General features: G+C 69.1%; 18 protein-coding genes and 1 riboswitch. Of the genes, 17 read left to right on the top strand and 1 reads right to left on the bottom strand.

All coding sequences use genetic code 11. The features are described 5' to 3' along the window. Positions 1-54 precede the first annotated feature (54 nt). The 17 genes from ABQJ54_RS14070 (at position 55) to ABQJ54_RS13990 (ending at position 17615) form a co-directional block, all read left to right on the top strand. On the top strand, positions 55-978 hold the full coding sequence (locus ABQJ54_RS14070; protein WP_367854948.1) for a Dyp-type peroxidase: 924 nt from the start codon (positions 55-57) through the stop codon (positions 976-978). A 129-nt stretch (positions 979-1107) separates the two neighbouring features. Continuing rightward, positions 1108-1245: riboswitch (molybdenum cofactor riboswitch) on the top strand. Continuing rightward, positions 1238-2221, top strand: a complete 984-nt coding sequence (moaA, locus tag ABQJ54_RS14065; RefSeq protein ID WP_367854947.1) for a GTP 3',8-cyclase MoaA — start codon at positions 1238-1240, stop codon at positions 2219-2221. (Overlaps the previous riboswitch by 8 nt.) A gap of 3 nt (positions 2222-2224) precedes the next feature. Next, positions 2225-3223 carry a bifunctional molybdenum cofactor biosynthesis protein MoaC/MoaB gene (gene moaCB, locus ABQJ54_RS14060; protein WP_367854946.1) on the top strand — a complete coding sequence of 333 codons (999 nt, stop codon included), beginning with the start codon at positions 2225-2227 and terminating at the stop codon, positions 3221-3223. After that, positions 3220-4473 (top strand): molybdopterin molybdotransferase MoeA, encoded by a 1254-nt coding sequence (locus ABQJ54_RS14055; protein WP_367854945.1) that lies wholly within the window; start codon positions 3220-3222, stop codon positions 4471-4473. Before moaCB ends, ABQJ54_RS14055 begins: the two co-directional genes overlap by 4 nt. Then, a complete protein-coding gene (locus tag ABQJ54_RS14050; RefSeq protein WP_367854944.1) occupies positions 4470-4730 on the top strand; it encodes a MoaD/ThiS family protein in 261 nt (86 codons plus the stop codon). The genes ABQJ54_RS14055 and ABQJ54_RS14050 overlap by 4 nt, the downstream gene beginning before the upstream one ends. 1 nt (position 4731) lies before the next feature. Further along, on the top strand, positions 4732-5241 hold the full coding sequence (locus tag ABQJ54_RS14045) for a molybdenum cofactor biosynthesis protein MoaE (RefSeq protein WP_367854943.1): 510 nt from the start codon (positions 4732-4734) through the stop codon (positions 5239-5241). Then, positions 5225-5797: a molybdenum cofactor guanylyltransferase gene (gene mobA, locus ABQJ54_RS14040; RefSeq protein WP_367854942.1), complete on the top strand. Its 573-nt coding sequence runs from the start codon at positions 5225-5227 to the stop codon at positions 5795-5797. Before ABQJ54_RS14045 ends, mobA begins: the two co-directional genes overlap by 17 nt. Next, positions 5794-6144, top strand: coding sequence for a hypothetical protein (locus ABQJ54_RS14035; RefSeq protein WP_367854941.1), 351 nt, complete (start codon positions 5794-5796; stop codon positions 6142-6144). The genes mobA and ABQJ54_RS14035 overlap by 4 nt, the downstream gene beginning before the upstream one ends. After that, positions 6141-7052: an extracellular solute-binding protein gene (locus ABQJ54_RS14030; RefSeq protein WP_367854940.1), complete on the top strand. Its 912-nt coding sequence runs from the start codon at positions 6141-6143 to the stop codon at positions 7050-7052. Before ABQJ54_RS14035 ends, ABQJ54_RS14030 begins: the two co-directional genes overlap by 4 nt. Continuing rightward, positions 7049-7816, top strand: coding sequence for an ABC transporter permease subunit (locus ABQJ54_RS14025; protein WP_367854939.1), 768 nt, complete (start codon positions 7049-7051; stop codon positions 7814-7816). The genes ABQJ54_RS14030 and ABQJ54_RS14025 overlap by 4 nt, the downstream gene beginning before the upstream one ends. After that, positions 7816-8796, top strand: coding sequence for an ABC transporter ATP-binding protein (locus tag ABQJ54_RS14020; RefSeq protein ID WP_367854938.1), 981 nt, complete (start codon positions 7816-7818; stop codon positions 8794-8796). Before ABQJ54_RS14025 ends, ABQJ54_RS14020 begins: the two co-directional genes overlap by 1 nt. 180 nt (positions 8797-8976) lie before the next feature. Next, positions 8977-10227 (top strand): MFS transporter, encoded by a 1251-nt coding sequence (locus ABQJ54_RS14015; protein ID WP_367854937.1) that lies wholly within the window; start codon positions 8977-8979, stop codon positions 10225-10227. Between the two features lie 10 nt (positions 10228-10237). Further along, a complete protein-coding gene (locus tag ABQJ54_RS14010) occupies positions 10238-13996 on the top strand; it encodes a nitrate reductase subunit alpha (protein ID WP_367854936.1) in 3759 nt (1252 codons plus the stop codon). 11 nt (positions 13997-14007) lie between these two features. Next, positions 14008-15549: a nitrate reductase subunit beta gene (narH, locus tag ABQJ54_RS14005; RefSeq protein ID WP_367854935.1), complete on the top strand. Its 1542-nt coding sequence runs from the start codon at positions 14008-14010 to the stop codon at positions 15547-15549. Then, a complete protein-coding gene (gene narJ, locus ABQJ54_RS14000) occupies positions 15549-16166 on the top strand; it encodes a nitrate reductase molybdenum cofactor assembly chaperone (RefSeq protein ID WP_367854934.1) in 618 nt (205 codons plus the stop codon). The genes narH and narJ overlap by 1 nt, the downstream gene beginning before the upstream one ends. Positions 16167-16194: 28 nt before the next feature. Beyond that, positions 16195-16902: a respiratory nitrate reductase subunit gamma gene (gene narI, locus ABQJ54_RS13995; RefSeq protein WP_367854933.1), complete on the top strand. Its 708-nt coding sequence runs from the start codon at positions 16195-16197 to the stop codon at positions 16900-16902. Beyond that, positions 16899-17615: a peptidylprolyl isomerase gene (locus tag ABQJ54_RS13990; protein ID WP_367854932.1), complete on the top strand. Its 717-nt coding sequence runs from the start codon at positions 16899-16901 to the stop codon at positions 17613-17615. Before narI ends, ABQJ54_RS13990 begins: the two co-directional genes overlap by 4 nt. Before the next feature lie 13 nt (positions 17616-17628). On the opposite strand, the gene ABQJ54_RS13985 is transcribed toward ABQJ54_RS13990, so the two are convergent. Next, entirely contained in the window at positions 17629-19926 is a 2298-nt protein-coding gene (locus ABQJ54_RS13985) for an FdhF/YdeP family oxidoreductase (protein ID WP_367854931.1), read from the bottom strand. Positions 19927-20024: the final 98 nt, after the last annotated feature.

The following is a 20024-nucleotide window of genomic DNA, read 5'->3' as shown; positions in this document are numbered from 1 at the left end:
GATCCGCGGGCTAGACTGTCCGCCACGAAACCATGAGCCAGCGAGGAGCAGCGCGTGCCAGCTTCCATGCCGCAAGCGGTCGATACCCCACTCACGCATGCGGCCATCTTCCTGGTCGTGACGATGAATCCCGGGCCGGAACATCGCGACGCCGTGCGGGCGTTCTGCGGCGACCTGTCCGGGCTGTTGCGCGCGGTGGGTTTCCGCGACCTCGAGGGGCGGCTGTCCTGCGTGACGGCGTTCGGTTCCGAAGCCTGGGACCGGCTGTTCGGGGCGCCGCGACCGAAGGAGCTGCACCCGTTCCGCGAGATCCGCGGCAAGCACCACGCGGTCGCCACGCCGGGCGACATCCTTTTCCATATCCGGGCCATGAGCAAGGACGTGTGCTTCGAGCTGGCGATGCAGATCATGGCCCGGCTCGGTGATGCCGTCACCGTGGCGGACGAGGTGCATGGCTTCAAGTATTTCGACAACCGCGACTTGCTGGGTTTCGTCGACGGCACCGAGAACCCCGTGGGACAGGAGGCGACCGGCGTCACCGTGATCGGCGACGAGGACGCGGCGTTCGCCGGCGGCAGCTACGTGATCGTGCAGAAGTATCTGCACGACCTGAAGGGCTGGGATAGCCTCCCCGTGGAGGCGCAGGAAAAGATCATCGGCCGCACCAAGCTCTCCAACGTCGAGCTCGACGACGCGGTGAAGCCGAGCTGCGCGCACAACGCGCTGACCACGATCGTCGAGGACGGCGAGGAGCTGGACATCGTGCGCGACAACATGCCGTTCGGCGACGTCGGCAAGGGCGAGTTCGGCACCTATTTCATCGGCTACGCCAGGTCGCCGCGCCGGATCGAGCAGATGCTGCAGAACATGTTCGTCGGCAACCCGCCGGGCAACTACGACCGCCTGCTCGACTACAGCCGCGCCGTCACCGGTTCGCTGTTCTTCGTGCCGCCTGCGGCGTTTCTGGAAAGCCCCTGACTCTGCCGGCTGGCCGCCGCGGTCGCTGGATCCCTTGCAGGACGGGATCGCGCGTTTCCCGTGCACTTGTCGTGAAACAGGCAGGCGCGACAAGTTGATCATCGACAGGCGATCGTGCAGGGGCCACAATCGAAACTGCAACTCCGAGGCGCGGGGCCTTCGTTTCTCCGGAAGCATGGCGCTGCGTCCGTGATCCCCGGATCACCGGGCGAGCGGGGAAACGCGCTCGCCTCCCGAACACTGGAAAGGAGCCGAACGCATGACCCCGCTGGCCGATCGCTACGGTCGCCGCTTTCCGTACCTGCGGCTGTCGATCATTCCCGCATGCAACTTCCGTTGCACGTACTGCCTGCCGCACGGCTACCACGCCGACGCGGGCATGCCGGGGCCGTTATCACTGGACGAGATCACGCGCCTGCTGCGCGGCTTCGCCGAACTGGGCATGCACAAGCTGCGCATCACCGGCGGCGAGCCCAGCGTGCGCCATGACCTCACCGAAGTGTTACGCACCGCCGCCGCGGCACCCGGCGTGACCAGGCTTGCGATGACCACCAACGGCACGCTGCTGTCGCGCCGGCTGGGCGAGTGGATGGATGCGGGGCTCAACGCGATCAACGTCAGCGTGGACAGCCTCGACCGCGCGACGTTCGCGCGCATCACCGGCCATGACCGGCTGGACGATATCCTGCACGGCGTGGACATGGCTCTGGCCGCCGGCCTGTCCGCGGTGAAGCTGAATGCGGTGCTGCTGAAGGACGTCAACGACAACGAACTGCCGCGCTGGCTGGACTACCTGCGCGACCACGCCGTGGGCCTGCGCTTCATCGAGCTGATGCAGACCGGCGACAACCTCGCGTTCTTCCGCGACCACCACGTGAGCGCCGGGCTGCTGGAAACCGAGCTGCAGGAGACGGGCTGGCAGGCGCTGCCACGCGCCGCCGACGCCGGCCCCGCGCGCGAATATCGCCATCCTGGTTACGCCGGACGCATCGGCATCATCGCGCCGTACTCGAAGGACTTCTGCGCGGGCTGCAACCGCCTGCGCGTCACCGCCACCGGCGACCTGCGCCTGTGCCTGTTCGGCGAGTTCGGCATTCCGCTGCGTCCCTGGCTGCAGCGCGACGAACAACTTGACGACTTGGTGCGCGCCATCGGCGGCCAGATCGGCCGCAAGGAGCAGGGGCACTTCCTGCACGAAGGCCGCACCGGCATCACGCCCCATCTCGCATCCACCGGAGGTTGATCCATGCCCCAGCGCGAGGAACGCGCGCACTTCCACATGGCCGACGTACGCCGCAAGCGGGCCACTGCGCGCCGCGCGGTGGCGGTGGGGGAGCTGTACGCCGGCAGCGCCTTCGACGACATTGTGGCGAAGCGGCTGCCCAAGGGCGATGCCATCGCGATGGCCGAGATCGCCGGCCTGCAGGGGGCGAAGAACGCCTCGCAACTGATGCCGCTGTGCCATCCGCTGCCGCTGGAATACCTGGAGCTGCGCTGCGAACCGGTAGTCGAGCGCCGGGCGATCCGCGTGTATTGCGAAGTGGCCACCTGCGCCCGCACCGGCGTGGAGATGGAGGCGCTGGCCGGCGTCAACGCGGCCCTGCTCACCCTCTACGACCTCACCAAGCCGGTGCAGCCCGCGCTCGCCATCGGCGGCGTGCGGCTGCTGTTCAAGGAAGGCGGCAAGAAGGGTTTGTGGCTGCATCCCGATGGCCTCAGTGACGCCGAACGCGCGCACTATCGACCGCAGGCCACGCCGCGGCTGGAAGGCGTGTCGGCTGCCGTAGTCACGCTGAGCGACCGCGCCCATCGTGGCGAGTACGAAGACATCTCCGGCCCGCTGCTGGTGGAATCCCTGCGCGCGCTTGGCGCCGACGTCGGTCCCGCCGAAGTGCGCGCCGACGAGGCCGGACCGCTTGCCGCGCGCCTGCGCGAGCTGGCCGCCGCCGGCGTGCGCCTGGTGCTGTGCACCGGTGGCACCGGGCTGGGGCCGCGCGACGTGACACCCGAGGCACTGGCCCAAGTGGCCGAACGCCGCGTGCCCGGCATCGCGGAGATGTTCCGCAGCGAAAGCAGCCAGCACACCCCGCTGGCCTGGCTGAGCCGGGCCGAGGCGGTGCTGCTGGGCGGCACGCTGGTGATCGCCTTGCCCGGCAGCGCGAAGGCGGTGGCGCAGGGCATGGACATCCTCGCGCCCGTGCTCGCGCATGCGCTGGCGATGGCCGCGGGCGAGGGCCACGCATGAGCCACCCCCCGCTCGATCCGGCCGAGGCATTGCGCCTGATCCTCGCCACCTGCGCGCCGTTGCCTGCGCAGGAGGTTGCCGTGGTCGCCGCGATGGGTCGCGTGCTCGCCACACCGGTGTCGGCGCCCGGCGCGCTGCCGCCGTTCGACAACTCGGCGATGGACGGCTACGCCCTGGGCGGCGGCGCCGAAGCGCTGGCCGCGGGCAGCGAATGGCCGATCGAAGGCGAGCAGGCCGCAGGCGACGGTGCCACCCAGGCACGGCGCGGCGCATGGGAAATCATGACCGGCGCGCGCCTGCCCGACGGACTGGACCGCGTGATCCCGGTGGAACAGACCGAGCGGCTGGAAGCGCCGCCGCGCGTGCGCTTGCTGGCCGACGTGGCCGCCGGGGAGAACGTGCGCACAGCCGGCTCCGACGTACCGGCCGGTGCAAGCGTTTTCGCCGCCGGCACCGTGCTGGCACCGCAGCACCTGATGCTGCTCGCCGCGCTGGGCGTGGCGAGCGTGACGGTGGCCGACCGCCCGCGCGTGGCGGTACTGTGCACCGGCCGCGAACTGGTGGATGACCCCATCAGGCCACTCGAGTCCGGGCAGATCCGCAACTCCAACGGCCCTTTCCTGGCCGAGCGCGTACCACGCGCCGGCGCTGAACTCGTGCACATCGAAACCGTGGGCGACGAAGTGGACGCCTTCCTCGAAGCGTTCGCGCGGGCCCGCGCCGCTGGCGCGCGCGTGATGGTGTCCACCGGCGCGGTGTCGATGGGTCGCTACGACTTCGTGCCGCAGGCACTGGAACGGCTGGGCGCGGAAGCGATCTTCCACAAAGTGGCGATCCGCCCCGGCAAGCCGCTGCTGTTCGCGCGCCTGCCCGACGGCACGCTGTTCTTCGGCCTGCCTGGCAATCCCATTGCGGTGGCGGCGGGGCTGCGCTTCTTCGTGGAGCCGGCGCTGCGCCTCATGCTGGGCCTGCCGCGCGAAGTGCCGTGGCGCGTGCCGCTGGCCGGCGACTACGCGAAGAAGCCACGCCTGCGCTTCCACCTCAAGGCAGACGTGGCGCTGGATGCGCAGGGACGCCTCGTGGCGCGCGTGCTGACGGGGCAGGAGTCCTACCGCATCCGCCCGCTGGCCGAGGCCAATGCCTGGGTGGTGGTGCCGCTCGAGGCCACGGCATTGGCGGCGGGCGCGCTGGTCGAGGTCTGCGGCCTTGGCCATCTGGAAAGCCCGGCCATCGGCGGGAGTGCGGCATGAAGGCGCGGATCGCACTGTATGGCGCGCTGCGCGAGGCCGACACCCGTGGCTATGTGGAACTGGACGTGCCGGCTGGCAGCAGCATCGCCGAGCTGCGCGAACTGCTGGTGGCACACCTTGCCGAACACGCGCCGGCGATCCCGGCCAACCTGGTACGGCGCAGCGCCTTCGCCAGCGCCGAGGAGATCCTGCACAACCATCGCACGGTGCCCGAGGGCGTCGAGCTGGCCGTGCTGCCACCGGTGAGCGGAGGCTGAGATGGGCGACCTGCACGTCGCCGTGGTGGAGCGCCGCGTGGCCACGCTGGACGCGGCCGCGGCACTCGATTTCGTGAGCGATCCGCGCTTCGGCGGCATCGCCACGTTCATCGGCCGGGTGCGCGACCACAACGTGGGCCGCGTCGTCACCGGCATCAGCTACGACCTGTTCGAACCGCTGGCGCTGCGCATGTTCCGCGCCATCGCCGAACGCGCGCGCGCCGAGGTGGGTGCGCCGCTGAAGCTGTGGATCGCGCATGCGAAGGGCGACCTCGCCATCGGAGATCTTGCCGTGGTGGTCGCCGCTGGCACGCCGCACCGCGACGAGGCCTTCCGCGCCTGCCGGCTGGCCATCGAGGCGGTGAAGCACGAGGCGCCGATCTGGAAGCAGGAACATTACGTTGACGGCGACAGCGCCTGGAGCGAGGGTTGCTCGCTGTGCGAGGAACAACGCGAAGCGGAGCGGCATGCTCATGGGTACGACCATGCCGGCCATGCCCACGACCACTGAAAGCCTGCCGTGCATCGGCGTGGTGCTGGCCGGCGGCCGGTCCACGCGCATGGGGCGCGACAAGGCGCTGCTGGAATGGCACGGTCGTCCGTTGATCGAACGTCAGCTCGACGCGCTGCGCGCATCCGGCGTGGACGAGTTGCGGGTAAGCGGTGATCGCCCCGGTTACAACGGTGTCGCCGACGCGCAACCCGGGCTCGGCCCGTTGGGTGGCTTGACGGGCATCGCCGAAGCGGTGGCGGGCGATGCCGATCTTGTGGTGATCCCGGTGGACATGCCGCTGCTCGGCACCGCGTTGCTGCGCCGGCTGCGCACGGAACAGCCGCAGGCGCGCGGCTTGCGCTGCGCCGATCATGTGCTGCCGATGCGCCTTCGCCTCGATGCGGCAAGTCGTGCGCTGCTTGCCGCGCTGCTGCACGAACGCGAGCCGCGCCAACGTTCGTTGCGCGCGCTGCAGCAGGCGGTGGGCTGCGCGGATATCACGCTGACCACCGATGAAGTCGCGCAACTGGCTGACTGCAATACCGAGGCAAGCTGGAACGAGGTGACCCGATGAGAGTGCAACAGCAGGGACAAACGCTGCGCCTGCGCATCGACGAGGCGGAGCTGGCGAAATTGCTGGCCGGCAGCACGGTGGAAAACACCACCCGCTGGCCCGACGGCTGTGATGAGCACCAGCAACTGGTGCTGGCTCCGCAGCATGGTTGGCGGCGTAGCAGTGATGGCTGGCATGTGGATCTCGCGGACGCAGCCGTGCGCGAACTCGCCGCGCGCCTGCCCAGCCGTGATGGACTGTCGTTCGAACTGGCGGCGCCGGACGGCAGCACGCTCGAGGTGCTGTTCGACGTGGACGTGCGCGACAGCGTGCGCCAGCGCCACACCAACAAGGGAGACAGGGCATGAAGCGATCCGCACGTTTCGCGCGCTGGCTGGCGCCGCTGCTCCTGCTGTTCGGCCTGACCACGCTGGCCGGCGACGCGCCGGTGCTGCGCGTGGCCTACGCCGGCTCGATGGGCGTGGTGATGGACCATGATCTCGGTCCCGCGGTGGCCAGCGCGCAGCACGCCAATTACCAGGGTATCGGCCAGGGCTCGTACGCGCTGGCACGCCTGCTGGCTGGCAAGCAACTGCAGGCCGACGTGTTCGTGTCGATCACGCCCGGCCCGATCAAGCTGCTGCAGCAGGCCGGCCTGGTGGACCACGCGGTGCCGGTGGCCAGCACGCGCATGGTGGTGGTCTACAGTCCGCACAGCCATTACGCCGCCGACTTCGCCGCGGCGGCGCAGGGCAGGAAGTCCTGGTACGACGTGTTGCGCGAACCCGGCCTGCGCTTCGGCCGCACCGATCCCGCGGTGGATCCGCAGGGCGCCAACGTGCTGCTCACCCTGCAGCTGGCGTCGCGCTACTACCACCAGCCCGACCTGCTGCAACAGGTGGCCGGCGATTTGCAGAATCCGCGGCAGATCTTCGCCGAGACCTCGCTGATGTCGCGGCTGGAAGCGGGCCAGATCGATGCCGCCATCGGCTACGCCAGCGCGGCCTTCTCGCACCATCTGCCGACCATCGACCTGCCCGCCGAGATCGACCTGGCGCAGCCGGCGATGCAGGCGTCGTGGTATGCGCAGGCCGGCTTCATCCTGGCCAACGGCAAGAAGATCGAAGCGCAGCCGCTGGTGTTCTATGCCGCGGTGCCGGCTGATGCGAAGCAGCCTGCGCTGGGCCGCGCCTTCGTGCAGTTCATGCAGGGTGCGCAGGGGCAGGCGATGCTGCACGAACGCGGCTACGACCCGCCGCACGGGAACGCGCTGTGAGCAATGCCTTGCGGCCGCGGCTGACGACGTTCGCCGCGGCGCTGGCGTTGTTGTTGTTGGCGGCACCGTTCGCGGGCCTGGCGATCGCCACCAACTGGCGCCATCTCGGCTTCGCCCACGGCGACGGCGGCGCGGTGGCGGTGTCGCTGGGCCTGAGCCTGGTCGCGCTGCTGCTGATCGTGGCGCTGGGCACGCCGCTGGCGTGGTGGCTGGCGCGCCATCGCGTGCGCGGGCAGTGGCTGATCGATGCGCTGCTGCTGTTGTCCCTGCTCACGCCGCCGCTGGCGATGGGGCTGTTGCTGGCCACGATGTACGGCCCCTATGGTCCGGCCGGACAACTGCTGGAACGCGCCGGCCTGCTGCTCACCAATTCGGCGCCGGCCTTCGTGATGGCGCAGTTCTACGCCGCGCTGCCGTACTACGTGCTGGCCGCGCGCGCCGCCTTCGAGGGCGTGCCGCGCGAGCTGGAGCAGATTGCGCTGACGCTGGGCCATTCGCCCGCGCGCAGCTTCTTCCAGGTCAGCCTGCCGCTGGCGCGTCTGGGCCTGGCCGCGGCGGTGGCGCTGGCCTGGGTGCGCGCGCTGGGCGAGTTCGGCGTGGTGCTGATCGTGGCGTATTACCCGCAGGGCATCCCGGTGAAGTTGTGGGTGAACCTGCAGGACATCGGCCTGTCGGCGGTCTACCCGCTGCTGTGGGTGTTCTTCCTGGTCGCCTTGCCGCTGCCGCTGGCACTCGGCCTGGCCGTGCGCAGGCGGCTGGCCTGATGCGCGTCGACTATCGCATCGAACGCCCGGTGGCGCTGTCGGCCTCGTTCGAGGTGGAAGGCTTTACCGTACTGCTGGGCGCGAGCGGCGAGGGCAAGACCTTGTTGTTGCGTGCCATCGCGGGCTTGCTGCCGGCGCGCGGCGAACCCTTCGACGGTCTGCCGCCGCAGCAGCGCGCGGTGGGCTACCTGCCGCAGGGGCATGCGCTGTTCCCGCACTTGAACGCGTGGCAGAACGTGGCCTTCGCCCTGCGCGGCACGGATCGCCGCAGGCAGGCCGTCGAATGGCTGGAACGGGTGGGGCTGGCCGCATTGGCCGAGCGGCGTCCCGCGCAACTGTCCGGCGGCCAGCAGCAGCGCGTGGCCCTGGCGCGCGCCTTGGCACGGCGGCCACAGTTGCTGCTGCTGGACGAACCCACTTCGGCGCTGGACCCGGCCACCCGCGACGACGTGCTGGCCGAACTGATCGCGGAAGTGCATGTGGCGGGCATCCCCGCGCTGGCGGTAAGCCACGATCCCGCGCTGGCTGCGGTGGCGGACCGGCTGGTGCTGATGCACGACCGCCGCATCGTGCAGGCCGGCACGCCGATGGAAGTGCATGCGCGGCCGGCCAGCGGTGCGGTGGCGCGGCTGCTGGGCCTGCGCAACGTGTTTCGCGGCCGGCTCGCGGGCGCCGCGGGCGCGCAGCGCCTGCTGTGGCCGGAGGCGGGCGTGTCGCTGCCGGTGCAGACGATGCTTGCCGACGGCGCGAACGTGGAATGGCATGTCGCGCCGGAAGCCATCGTGCTGCACGACGCGGGCATGGCACCCGCCACCGCCATCGCGGGCAGCGTGGAGCTGCGGCAAATGAGCGCGCAGGGCCGCCATGTCGGCCTGCGCTGCGGGCAGGCGCGGTTGTGGGCCAGCCTGCCATCCGGCGATGTGGCCGCGGCCGTGCAGCTGAGCCTGCCGCCGTCCGCGATTCGCTGCTGGCCGGCCTGAGGCCTTGCCGTCACTTCGGTTTTACGCGCCGTCGGCGATGGTGGGCGGAGCCGTTCCGGAGTACGGCGCAGGGGAAGATGCGGCGCATTTGACCGCGGACAAGGACAAGTCCGGTGCGTGCCGTAGGATGCCCCCGAGCTGTACCGACAGGGAACCAGCCAGTCGATGGAGGCCAGCGCGATGGGTGTCGCCTACCGGGTGTTGTTCGCCAGCACGTTTGCGTTCGTGGTGTGCTTCGCGGTGTGGATGATGTTCGGCGTGATCGGCATCCCGATCCGCCAGGAGCTGGGCCTCAACGCCACCGAGTTCGGCCTGCTCACCGCCACGCCCATCCTCAGCGGCGCCGTGCTGCGCCTGCCGCTGGGCATCTGGACCGACCGCTTCGGTGGCCGCCTGGTGATGACGGTGCTGCTGCTCGCCTGCACGCTGCCGGTGTGGCTGGTGGGCTACGCGGCCCAGCTGTGGCAGTTCCTGCTGGTGGGACTGGTGCTTGGCGCAGTGGGTGCCTCGTTCGCGGTGGGCACGCCCTACGTGGCGCGTTTCTTTCCCGCCTCGCGGCGCGGTTTCGCGATGGGCGTGTTCGGCGCCGGCACCAGTGGCGCGGCATTGAACCTGTTCGTGACGCCGGTGCTGGTGGCGCATTACGGCTGGCGCACGGTGCCGCACATCTATGCGGTGGCGCTGCTGGTCACCGCCGCGCTGTTCTGGCTGCTGTCCGCGCCCGATCCGGTGGTGGGCCACGGTGGCAAGGCGCCGGGCATGGGCGCGCAGTTGCGCGTGCTGCGCGATCCACGGGTGTGGAAATACTGCCAGTACTATTCGCTGACCTTCGGCGGCTTCACCGCGCTGTCGCTGTGGATGCCGCAGTACTTCATCGGCGAGTACGGCGTGGCGATCGGTGCGGCGGCGATGCTGGCGGCCTGCTTCTCGCTGCCGGCCGGTGCGCTGCGCGCGCTGGGCGGTGCACTGGCCGACAGGTTCGGCGCGCACGCGACCACCTGGTGGGTGCTGTGGGTGTCGTCGGTGATGCTGTTCCTGCTGTCCTACCCGCAGACGCAGCTGGTGGTGCACACCATCCGCGGCCCGGCCAGTTTCGACATCGGGCTGGGATTGTGGCTGTTCGTGCCGCTGCTGTTCGTGCTGGGCGTGGCGCTGGCCTTCGGCATGGCGTCCACCTTCAAGTACCTGGGCGACGACTTTCCCGAGAACCTGGGCGTGGTCACCGGCATCGTGGGCCTGGCCGGCGGCCTGGGCGGCTTCCTGCTGCCGATCATCTGGGGCGGGCTGCTTGACTGGCTGGGCATCCGCTCCAGCGCCTTCATGCTGCTGTATGGCGTCGTCATCGTGGCGCTGGTCCTGATCTTCTTCACCGAGGTGCGGCAGGTGGATTTCCACGGTCGCCACGCCCCGCCATCCAAGACCCGAGACTGAGGCTGCCGCCATGGGCCAGTTCCTGGAACGCCTGCGCTATTTCTCGCATCCGCGCGAACCCTTCTCCAACGGCTGGGGCGAGGTGCGCACCGAGGCGCGGCAATGGGAGGACGGCTACCGCAACCGCTGGTCGCACGACAAGATCGTGCGTTCGACGCACGGCGTGAACTGCACCGGCTCGTGCAGCTGGAAGATCCACGTCAAGCAGGGCGTGGTGACCTGGGAAACGCAGCAGACCGATTACCCGCGCACCCGCCCCGGCATGCCCAACCACGAGCCGCGCGGCTGCTCGCGCGGCGCCTCGTATTCCTGGTACCTGTACAGCGCGAACCGGCTGAAGTACCCGATGATCCGGGGCCGGCTGCTGAAGCACTGGCGCAAGCTGCGCGGGACGCTGGCGCCGGTGGAGGCGTGGGCGGCGCTGATGGCCGATCCCGCGATGAAGGATTACAAGGCCTCGCGCGGCCTCGGCGGCTTCGTGCGCGTGAAGTGGGACGAGGCGCTGGAGCTGGTCGCCGCCGCCAACATGCACACGGTGAAGACGCACGGCCCCGACCGCGTGGTGGGCTTCTCGCCGATCCCGGCGATGTCGATGGTGTCCTACGCATCCGGCGCGCGCTATCTCAGCCTGATCGGCGGCACCCTGCTGTCGTTCTACGACTGGTACTGCGACCTGCCGCCGTCCAGCCCGCAGACCTGGGGCGAGCAGACCGACGTGCCCGAGTCGGCCGACTGGTACAACTCCGGCTACATCATCGCCTGGGGCTCGAACGTGCCGCAGACGCGCACGCCCGACGCACACTTCTTCGTCGAGGCACGCTACAACGGCACCCACGTGGTGGCGGTGACACCGGACTACGCCGAGGTCGCCAAACTCTCCGACCTGTGGCTGCATCCCAAGCAGGGCACCGATGCCGCGCTCGCCATGGCGATGGGCCACGTGATCCTCAAGGAGTTCTTCCTCGACCGCCAGGTCGAATACTTCCAGGACTACTGCCGCCGCTACACCGACCTGCCGCTGCTGGTGACGCTGCGCCGCGACGGCGAACGCTGGGTCCCCGACCGCTACCTGCGCGCCAGCGATTTCGACGGTGCGCTGGGCAGCCCCGGCCATGCCGACTGGAAAACCGTGGGCTTCGGTGCGGACGGCCAGCCGGTGGTGCCGCAGGGGGCGATCGGCTTCCGCTGGCCGGGCCAGGACAGCCCCGACCACGGCAAGTGGAACCTGGAGCAGAAGGGTGCCGACGGTGCGGACATCGAACTGCAGCTGACCCAGATCGACCGCCGCGACGAGGTCTGCGCGGTGGCCTTCCCGTACTTCGGCGGCGTGGTCAACCAGCACTTCCCGAACAACGACCAGCAGGGCGACGTGCTGCTGCGCCACGTGCCGGTGCGCAGACTGGCCACGAAGGGTGGCGACGTGGTGGTGGCCACCGCGTTCGACCTGCTGTGCGCGCACTACGGCCTCGACCGCGGCCTGGGCGGCGCCAGCGCGCAGGGCTACGACGACAACGTGCCCTACACCCCGGCCTGGCAGGAGGCGATCACCGGCGTGCCGGCGCAGCACGCCATCGCGGTGGCGCGCGGTTTCGCCGACAACGCGGAGAAAACCAGGGGTCGCTCGATGGTGATCATCGGCGCCGGCATGAATCACTGGTACCACCAGGACATGAACTACCGCAGCATCATCAACTTCCTGATGCTGTGCGGCACGGTGGGCGTCTCCGGCGGCGGCTGGTCGCACTACGTGGGGCAGGAGAAACTGCGCCCGCAGACCGGCTGGACCGCGCTGGCCTTCGCGCTGGACTGGACGCGCCCGCCACGGCAGATGGCCGGCACCACGTTCTTCTATGTGCACTCGGACCAGTGGCGCTACGAGAAGCTCGACGTCGACGAACTGCTCTCGCCGCTGGCCGACCGCAGCCGCTACGGCCGCAGCCTGATCGACTGCAACGTGCGCGCCCAGCGCATGGGCTGGACGCCATCGGCGCCGCAGCTCAACCGCAATCCGCTGCAGGTGGCGCGCGATGCTGCCGCCGCCGGCGTGGACGCGAAGGACTACGTGGCCGCAGCGCTGAAGTCCGGCGAGCTCCGCATGGCCAGCGAGGATCCGGACGACCCGGCCAACTTCCCGCGCAACCTGTTCATCTGGCGCTCCAACCTGTTCGGCTCCTCGGGCAAGGGCCACGAGTATTTCCTCAGGCACTTCCTCGGCACCCGCTGCGGCCTGCAGGGCAAGGACCTGGGCGAGGAGGGCGGCGCCAAGCCGGAGGAAGTGGTGTGGCGCGACCCAGCGCCCGAGGGCAAGCTCGACCTGGTGGTGACGCTGGACTTCCGCATGTCCACCTCATGCCTGTACTCGGACGTGGTGCTGCCCACCGCTTCCTGGTACGAGAAGAACGACCTCAACACCTCCGACATGCACCCGTTCATCCACCCGCTGTCGGCGGCGGTGGACCCGGTGTACGAGTCGCGCAGTGACTGGGAGATCTTCAAGGCGGTGGCGAAACGGTTCTCCGCGCTGGCCGAAGGCCAGCTCGGCGTGGAGAAGGACGTGGTGCTCACGCCGATCATGCACGACACCCCGGCCGAGCTGGCGCAACCGTTCGGCGGCCAGGACTGGAAGAAGGGCGAGTGCGAGCTGGTGCCCGGCGTCACCGCGTCCAACATCGCCGTGGTGGAGCGTGATTACCCGGCCACCTACGCCCGCTACACCGCGCTGGGTCCGTTGCTGGACAAGCTGGGCAACGGTGGCAAGGGCATCGGCTGGAACACCGAGCACGAGGTGGCCGGCCTGGCCGCGCTCAACTACACCGTGGCCGATGGTCCGGCCAGGGGCCGCCCGCGCATCGACAGCGACATCGACGCCGCCGAGACCATCATGTATCTCGCGCCCGAGACGAATGGCGAGGTGGCGGTGAAGGCCTGGGCCGCGCTGTCGAAGATCACCGGTCGCGACCACACCCACCTCGCGCGGGCGCGCGAGGACGAGAAGATCCGCTTCCGCGACATCCAGGCGCAGCCGCGCAAGATCATCTCCTCGCCCACCTGGTCGGGCATCGAGAGCGAGCACGTCAGCTACAGCGCGGGCTGGACCAACGTCAACGAGCTGATTCCCTGGCGCACCCTCAGCGGCCGCCAGCAGTTCTACCAGGATCATGCCTGGCTGCGCGACTTCGGCGAGGGCTTCGCGCTGTACCGTCCACCGATCGACACCCGCACGGTGGCGCCACTGCTGGGCAAGAAGGGCAACGGCCATGCCGAGCTGATGCTGAACTTCATCACCCCGCACCAGAAGTGGGGTATCCACAGCACCTACACCGACAACCTGCTCATGCTCACGCTGTCGCGCGGCGGGCCGATCGTGTGGATCTCCGAGGCCGACGCGGGCAAGGCCGGCATCGTCGACAACGACTGGATCGAGGTCTACAACCTCAACGGCGCGCTCACCGCGCGCGCCGTGGTGAGCCAGCGCGTGAAGGAAGGCATGTGCCTGATGTACCACGCGCAGGAGAAGATCGTGAACGTGCCCGGCTCGGAGATCACCGGCATGCGCGGCGGCATCCACAACTCGGTGACCCGCACCGTGCTCAAGCCCACCCACATGGTGGGCGGCTACGCGCAGCTCAGCTGGGGCTTCAACTATTACGGCACCGTGGGTTCCAACCGCGACGAGTTCGTGATCGTGCGCAAGATGGCCAAGGTGGACTGGATGGACCGCGTGCAGCGCAAGGCGCGCGAAGAAGAACTCGACACCAAGCTCGCCTGAGGAGCAGACCCATGAAAGTTCGCGCGCAGATCGCGATGGTGCTGAACCTCGACAAGTGCATCGGCTGCCATACCTGCTCGGTCACCTGCAAGAACGTGTGGACCTCGCGCAAGGGCATGGAATACGCGTGGTTCAACAACGTGGAGACCAAGCCCGGCATCGGCTACCCGAAGGACTGGGAGAATCAGGAGCGCTGGCATGGCGGCTGGGTGCGCAAGCCCGGCGGCAAGCTGGTGCCGAAGCAGGGCGGCCGCTTCGCCGTGCTGGCCAAGCTGTTCGCCAACCCGGCGATGCCGCAGATCGACGACTACTACGAGCCGTTCACCTTCGACTACGAGAACCTGCAGACCGCGCCGGAGCTGCCCACGGCCCCCGTGGCGCGGCCGATCTCGCTGATCTCCGGCCGCACCATGGACAAGGTGGAGTGGGGCCCGAACTGGGAGGAGATCCTGGGCGGCGAGTTCGCCAAGCGCAGCGCCGACTACAACTTCGAAGCCGTGCAGAAGGACATCTACGGCCAGTTCGAAAACACCTTCATGATGTACCTGCCGCGGCTGTGCGAGCACTGCCTCAATCCCACCTGCGTGGCCTCGTGCCCGTCCGGCTCGATCTACAAGCGCGAGGAGGACGGCATCGTCCTGATCGACCAGGACAAGTGCCGCGGCTGGCGCATGTGCGTCTCCGGCTGCCCGTACAAGAAGATCTACTACAACTGGACCAGCGGCAAGGCGGAGAAGTGCACCTTCTGCTACCCGCGCATCGAGGCCGGCCTGCCCACGGTGTGCTCGGAAACCTGCGTGGGCCGCATCCGCTATCTCGGCGTGCTGCTGTACGACGCCGACCGCATCGGCGAGGCCGCCGCTGTCGAGAATCCGCGCGACCTGTACCAGGCCCAGCTCGACGTGTTCCTCGACCCGCACGACCCGGAAGTGCAGCACCAGGCGCTGGCCGACGGCGTGCCGGCCGAGTGGATCGAGTCGGCGCAGGAATCACCCACCTACAAGATGGCGGTGGAGTGGAAGATCGCCTTCCCGCTGCATCCCGAATACCGCACCCTGCCGATGGTGTGGTACGTGCCACCGCTGTCGCCGATCCAGGCGCACGCCAATGCGGGCGCCATCGACAGCACCGACCACGGCCTGCCCGACGTGGACTCGCTGCGCATCCCGGTGCGCTACCTCGCCAACCTGCTCACGGCCGGCGACGAGGCGCCGGTGAGCGGCGCGCTGAAGCGCATGCTGGCGATGCGCGCCTGGTTCCGCGCGCGCCAGCTCGGCCAGCCGCAGGATCCGGCCATGCTCGATGCGGTGGGCCTGGACGAGGCCACCGCCGAAGCCATGCACCGCTACCTCGCCATCGCCAACTACGAGGACCGTTTCGTGATCCCCACCGCGCACCGCGAGGAGGCCGAGAACGCCTACCAGCTGCGCGGCGGCTGCGGCTTCACCTTCGGCAACGGCTGCGACGGCATCGACGCCAAGGCCGGCCTGTTCGGCGGCAAGATGGGCCGGCGCAAGATGATCCCCATCCGCATGATCGACGACGACACCTGATGCGCAACGGACACGCCATCACCTTGCGCGCGCTGGCCGCGCTGCTGGCCTATCCGGACGAGGAACTGCGCGCCGCGCTGCCGGAGATCGCTGCGGCGCTGCGCGCTGCACGCGGCCTCGGTGCGCAGCGCCGCGGCGAGCTGCTCGCGCTGGCCGAGGAACTGGGGCAGGGCGAACTGCTCGACGCCGAGGCGCGCTACGTCGAACTGTTCGACCGCGGCCGCTCCACCTCGCTCAACCTGTTCGAGCACGTGCACGGCGACGGCCGCGAGCGCGGCTCGGCGATGCTGGAGCTGCGCGAGCGCTACCAGCGGATCGGGCTGGAACAGCGCGGCCACGAATTGCCCGATCACCTGCCGGTGCTGCTGGAGTACCTGAGCTGCTGCGATCCGGCCGAGACGCTCGAACTGCTGGGCGAGTGTGCCCACGTGCTGCGCAAGCTGGGCAACACGCTGGCGCACCGCGGCAGCCGCTATGCCGCGGTGCCTGCCGCGCTGCTGGCGCTGGCCGGCGAGGAAGGGCTCGATCCGCATACGCCGGTGCCGCCGCCGGAAGACATCGACAAGAGCTGGGAAGAACGCCCCGCCTTCGAACCACCCGCCGCGGCCGCGCCGTGATCGCCGCTTCCGTCCAGGAGTGCCCGCCATGACTCTTTCACCCGCCTGGAACCAGTTCCTGTTCGGCATCTATCCCTACATCTGCCTCAGCGTGCTGCTGCTGGGCAGCCTGATCCGCTACGACCGCGAGCCGTACTCGTGGAAGAGCGATTCCTCGCAGATCCTGCGCGCGAAGACGCTGCGCTGGGGTTCCAACCTGTTCCACTACGGCATCCTGGTGGTGGTGCTGGGCCACTTCGCCGGTTTCCTGATCCCCGAATGGGCGATCGGCTGGCTGCTCAGCCCGGGCCAGCACCAGCTGCTGGCGATGGTGGCTGGCGGGCTCGCCGGCATCGTGGCGATCATCGGCCTGAGCCTCTTGACCTGGCGCCGGCTGGGCGACCCGCGCGTGCGCCGCAACAGCCGCAAGTGGGACATCAGCATCGTGCTGATGCTGTGGTTCCAGCTGCTGCTGGGCCTCGCCACCGTGCCGCTGTCCGCGCAGCACATGGACGGAGCGACCTTCGAGGTGCTCAGCCACTACGTGCAGGGCGTCGTCTACTTCCATGGTGGTGGCGCCGTGCTGCTGCAGGGCGTGCCGTGGGTGTACCAGCTGCACATCCTGCTCGGCTTCACCATCTTCCTGGTCTCGCCGTTCACCCGCATGGTGCACATCTGGAGCGGCGTGGCCAGCGTGGCCTACCTGTTCCGTCCCTACCAACTGGTACGCACGCGCAAGCGGGCGGTACGTTCGTGAGCGTGCGCGTCAACGGCATCGCCGTCGATACCGGCGACTGGCCCAGCGACGAGCTGGCCGCGGTGCATGAGTTGCTGCGCCAGCGCGCGCAGGAGCTCGACCTGCTGGACGAGGGTGCCGACGAGGCCGCCCGCAGCGAAGCGATCGAACAACTGCTGGCACGCGAGGTACACGTACCCGAACCCACGCCGGAGGAATGCCGCCGCTGGTACGACGCCCATCCGGAGCGCTACCGCAGCGGCGAGCTGGTGCATGCGCGGCACATCCTGTTCCAGGTGACGCCCGGCACGCCGGTGCCGGCGATCCGCGCGGTGGCCGAGGCGATGCTGAAGGAGCTGCGCGTGCAACCGGAACTGTTCGAGGCGCGCGCCCGCGAGAAGTCCAACTGCCCCTCCGGCGCGCAAGGTGGTCAGCTCGGCCAGCTGCAGCGCGGCGCCAGCGTGCCCGAATTCGACAAGGCCGTTTTCGAAGGCAGCCAGCTGGGCATCCTTCCCGGACTGGTGAACACCCGCTACGGTTTCCACATCGTGGCGGTGGACCAGCGTATCCCCGGCGAACCGCTACCGTTCGAAGCAGTGGCCGACCGCGTGGCAAGCGAACTGCGCACCGCCGCCGAACGGCGTGCGCTGGGCCAGTATGTGCGCGTGCTGGCCGGCCGGGCCGAACTGGATGGCGTGGTGCTGGAAGCGGCAGCGTCGCCGCTGGTGCAGTAATGCGCCGGGTCGTTCAGCCCGTGGCCTCCGCCACGATGCGCACGGGCACCGACTTGGCCGCGGGCAGCATGCTGAACAGGGTGTGGTGCGAAAGCGGGATCAGCGGATTGCATTCCGGGTAGTAGCCGCCGATGCAGCCGCGCGGGATGTCGAACGCGACCACGCTCAGGCCACCGACTTCGCGCGCGATGCCGTCGCCGGCATCCGACACCAGCTTGACCACCTGGCCTTCGCGCAGGCCAAGCTGCGCGATGTCGTCCTTGTGCATCATCACTACGTCGCGGGTGCCGTAGATGCCGCGGAAACGGTCGTCGTAGCCGTAGACCGTGGTGTTGAACTGGTCGTTGGAGCGCATCGTCATCAGCCGGAAGCGGCCCGGCGCATCGTCGAAGCCGGTGGCGACCAGCGCCGGCGGCGCGATGAGGTTGGCCTTGCCGGTGGCGGTCTTCCAGATCCGCTCGCGCGCGCTGTTGGGGCGGTGGAAGCCGCCGGGCTGCCACATGCGCTGGTTGTAGTCGCGGAACTGGTCGGGATAGGTCTGCTCGATCGCGTCGCGGATCGTCGCGTAGTCGTTCTCCCAGGTATCCCACGGCACCTTCGGATTCGGCGGCAGTGTGGCCTTCGCCATTTCCGCCACGATGCGCGTTTCCGACAGCAGGTCCGGGCTGGCCGGTTCGGCCTTGCCCACCGAGGCATGGATGCAACTGGTGGAATCCTCGGTGGAAAGCACCTGCGCCTTGCCGTTCTCCACCACCCGCTCGATGCGGCCGAGGCAGGGCAGCAGATAGGCAACCTCGCCGTTGACGAGATGCGTGCGATTGAGTTTGGTGGCGATCTGCACCGTGAGGCGCAGCTTGTCCCAGGCCGCGATCACGCGCTCCTGGTCCGGGATCGCGCGCAGGAAGTTGCCGCCCAGCCCGATGAAGCCGTGCACGCTGCCGTCCAGCACGCCCTTGCAGGCCTCGACGGTGTGCAGGCCGCGCTCGCGCGGCGGCTCGAAGCCGTACTGCTCGGCCAGCCGGTCCAGCGGCACCAGCGCGGGATCGTCGGCGATGCCGACCGTACGCTGGCCCTGCACGTTGGAATGCCCGCGCACGGGGCAGATGCCCGCGCCCGGCTTGCCGATGTTGCCGCGCATCAGCAGCAGGTTGGCGAGCATGTAGATGTTGTACTCGCCCAGCACGTGCTGGGTCAGGCCCATGCCGTAGACGCCGATCACCGCGTTGCACCTGGCGTAGACACGGGCCGCGCCTTCCAGCGCCGCGCGGGGCAGGCCCGAGTCGGCCTCGATGGCGTCCCACGATTGCGCGCGCACCCACGCCACGAACGCGTCGAAGCCGTGCGTGTGCGCGGCGATGAAGTCCGTGTCCAGCACGCGCGGCGTGCCGTTCGCCAGCGCCTCGTCGTCCAGCGCCAGCAGGGTCTTGCACAGGCCGGCGATAGCGGCGATGTCGCCGCCGGTCTTCACCTGGTGGTACTGCGTGGCGAGCGGCGTCTCGCGGCCGGTCAGCATTTCCAGCGGGTTCTGCGGGTTGGTGAAACGTTCCAGCCCGCGCTCGCGTACCGGATTGAACACGATGATGGGCACGCCGCGCTGCGCGGCCTTCTGCAGGTCGTGCATCATCCGCGGGCTGTTGACGCCGGCGTTCTGGCCGAAGAAGAAGATGCCGTCGGTCTTGTCGAAATCGTCCAGCACCACGGTGCCGACCGCGGTGCCGATGCACTGCCGCAGGGCCACGCCGGTGGCCTCGTGGCACATGTTGGAGCTGTCCGGCAGGTTGTTGTTGCCGTACAGCCGCGCGAACAACGCGTAGAGATAGCTCGTTTCCAGCGAGGCGCGGCCGGAGGCGTAGAACACCACCGACTTCGGGGCCAGCTTTTTCAGTTCCGCGCCGATCTCGCGGAAGGCTTCCTCCCACACCACCGGCACGTACTTGTCGCTGGCGCGGTCGTAGCGCATGGGTTGCGTGAGCCGGCCGTTCTGCTCGAGCTCGTAGTCGCTCCAGTTCCGCAGCTCGGTCACCGTGTGCTGCGCGAAGAACTCGGGCGTGGTGCGCAGGCTGGTCAGCTCCCACGCGCTGGCCTTGGCGCCGTTCTCGCAGAACTCGAACATCAGCGGATGCCCGGGCTGCGGCCAGGCGCAGGAGACGCAGGTGAAGCCGCGCGGCTTATTCTGCCGCCACAGCTCCTTCACGGTGGAAGGAACCGGCACTTTCTCGCGCCGCAGGATCTCCACCACCGACTTCACCGATCCCCAGCCGCCGGCGGGGGCGGTATACGGTTCGATCCTGGGCTTGCGGTCGTCGCTCATGGCTGCACCTCGCGGCATCGTCGCTGCCGGATTATGACGCAACGGCGTTGTCGCGCCGTGGATGGTTCGTGTGCGTGGGCGGGTCTATGATCGATCGC

The sequence above is a fragment of the Rhodanobacter lycopersici genome, from assembly GCF_040812335.1.
In the GTDB taxonomy this organism is placed as follows: domain Bacteria; phylum Pseudomonadota; class Gammaproteobacteria; order Xanthomonadales; family Rhodanobacteraceae; genus Rhodanobacter_A; species Rhodanobacter_A lycopersici.
Note: the sequence above shows the minus strand (reverse complement) of the source record. Positions and strands in the feature narration are given on the sequence as shown.

Bases quoted from the DNA above. Each gene is read 5' to 3' on its own strand.
- ABQJ54_RS14045 (WP_367854943.1), top strand. From the start codon at position 4,732: ATGGGCGACCTGCACGTCGCCGTGGTGGAGCGCCGCGTGGCCACGCTG.
- ABQJ54_RS14015 (WP_367854937.1), top strand. From the start codon at position 8,977: ATGGGTGTCGCCTACCGGGTGTTGTTCGCCAGCACGTTTGCGTTCGTG.
- ABQJ54_RS13985 (WP_367854931.1), bottom strand. From the start codon at position 19,926: ATGAGCGACGACCGCAAGCCCAGGATCGAACCGTATACCGCCCCCGCC.
- ABQJ54_RS14010 (WP_367854936.1), top strand. From the start codon at position 10,238: ATGGGCCAGTTCCTGGAACGCCTGCGCTATTTCTCGCATCCGCGCGAA.
- narH (WP_367854935.1), top strand. From the start codon at position 14,008: ATGAAAGTTCGCGCGCAGATCGCGATGGTGCTGAACCTCGACAAGTGC.
- mobA (WP_367854942.1), top strand. From the start codon at position 5,225: ATGCCCACGACCACTGAAAGCCTGCCGTGCATCGGCGTGGTGCTGGCC.
- narJ (WP_367854934.1), top strand. From the start codon at position 15,549: ATGCGCAACGGACACGCCATCACCTTGCGCGCGCTGGCCGCGCTGCTG.
- ABQJ54_RS14020 (WP_367854938.1), top strand. From the start codon at position 7,816: ATGCGCGTCGACTATCGCATCGAACGCCCGGTGGCGCTGTCGGCCTCG.
- ABQJ54_RS14035 (WP_367854941.1), top strand. From the start codon at position 5,794: ATGAGAGTGCAACAGCAGGGACAAACGCTGCGCCTGCGCATCGACGAG.
- narI (WP_367854933.1), top strand. From the start codon at position 16,195: ATGACTCTTTCACCCGCCTGGAACCAGTTCCTGTTCGGCATCTATCCC.
- ABQJ54_RS14050 (WP_367854944.1), top strand. From the start codon at position 4,470: ATGAAGGCGCGGATCGCACTGTATGGCGCGCTGCGCGAGGCCGACACC.
- moaA (WP_367854947.1), top strand. From the start codon at position 1,238: ATGACCCCGCTGGCCGATCGCTACGGTCGCCGCTTTCCGTACCTGCGG.
- moaCB (WP_367854946.1), top strand. From the start codon at position 2,225: ATGCCCCAGCGCGAGGAACGCGCGCACTTCCACATGGCCGACGTACGC.
- ABQJ54_RS14055 (WP_367854945.1), top strand. From the start codon at position 3,220: ATGAGCCACCCCCCGCTCGATCCGGCCGAGGCATTGCGCCTGATCCTC.
- ABQJ54_RS14030 (WP_367854940.1), top strand. From the start codon at position 6,141: ATGAAGCGATCCGCACGTTTCGCGCGCTGGCTGGCGCCGCTGCTCCTG.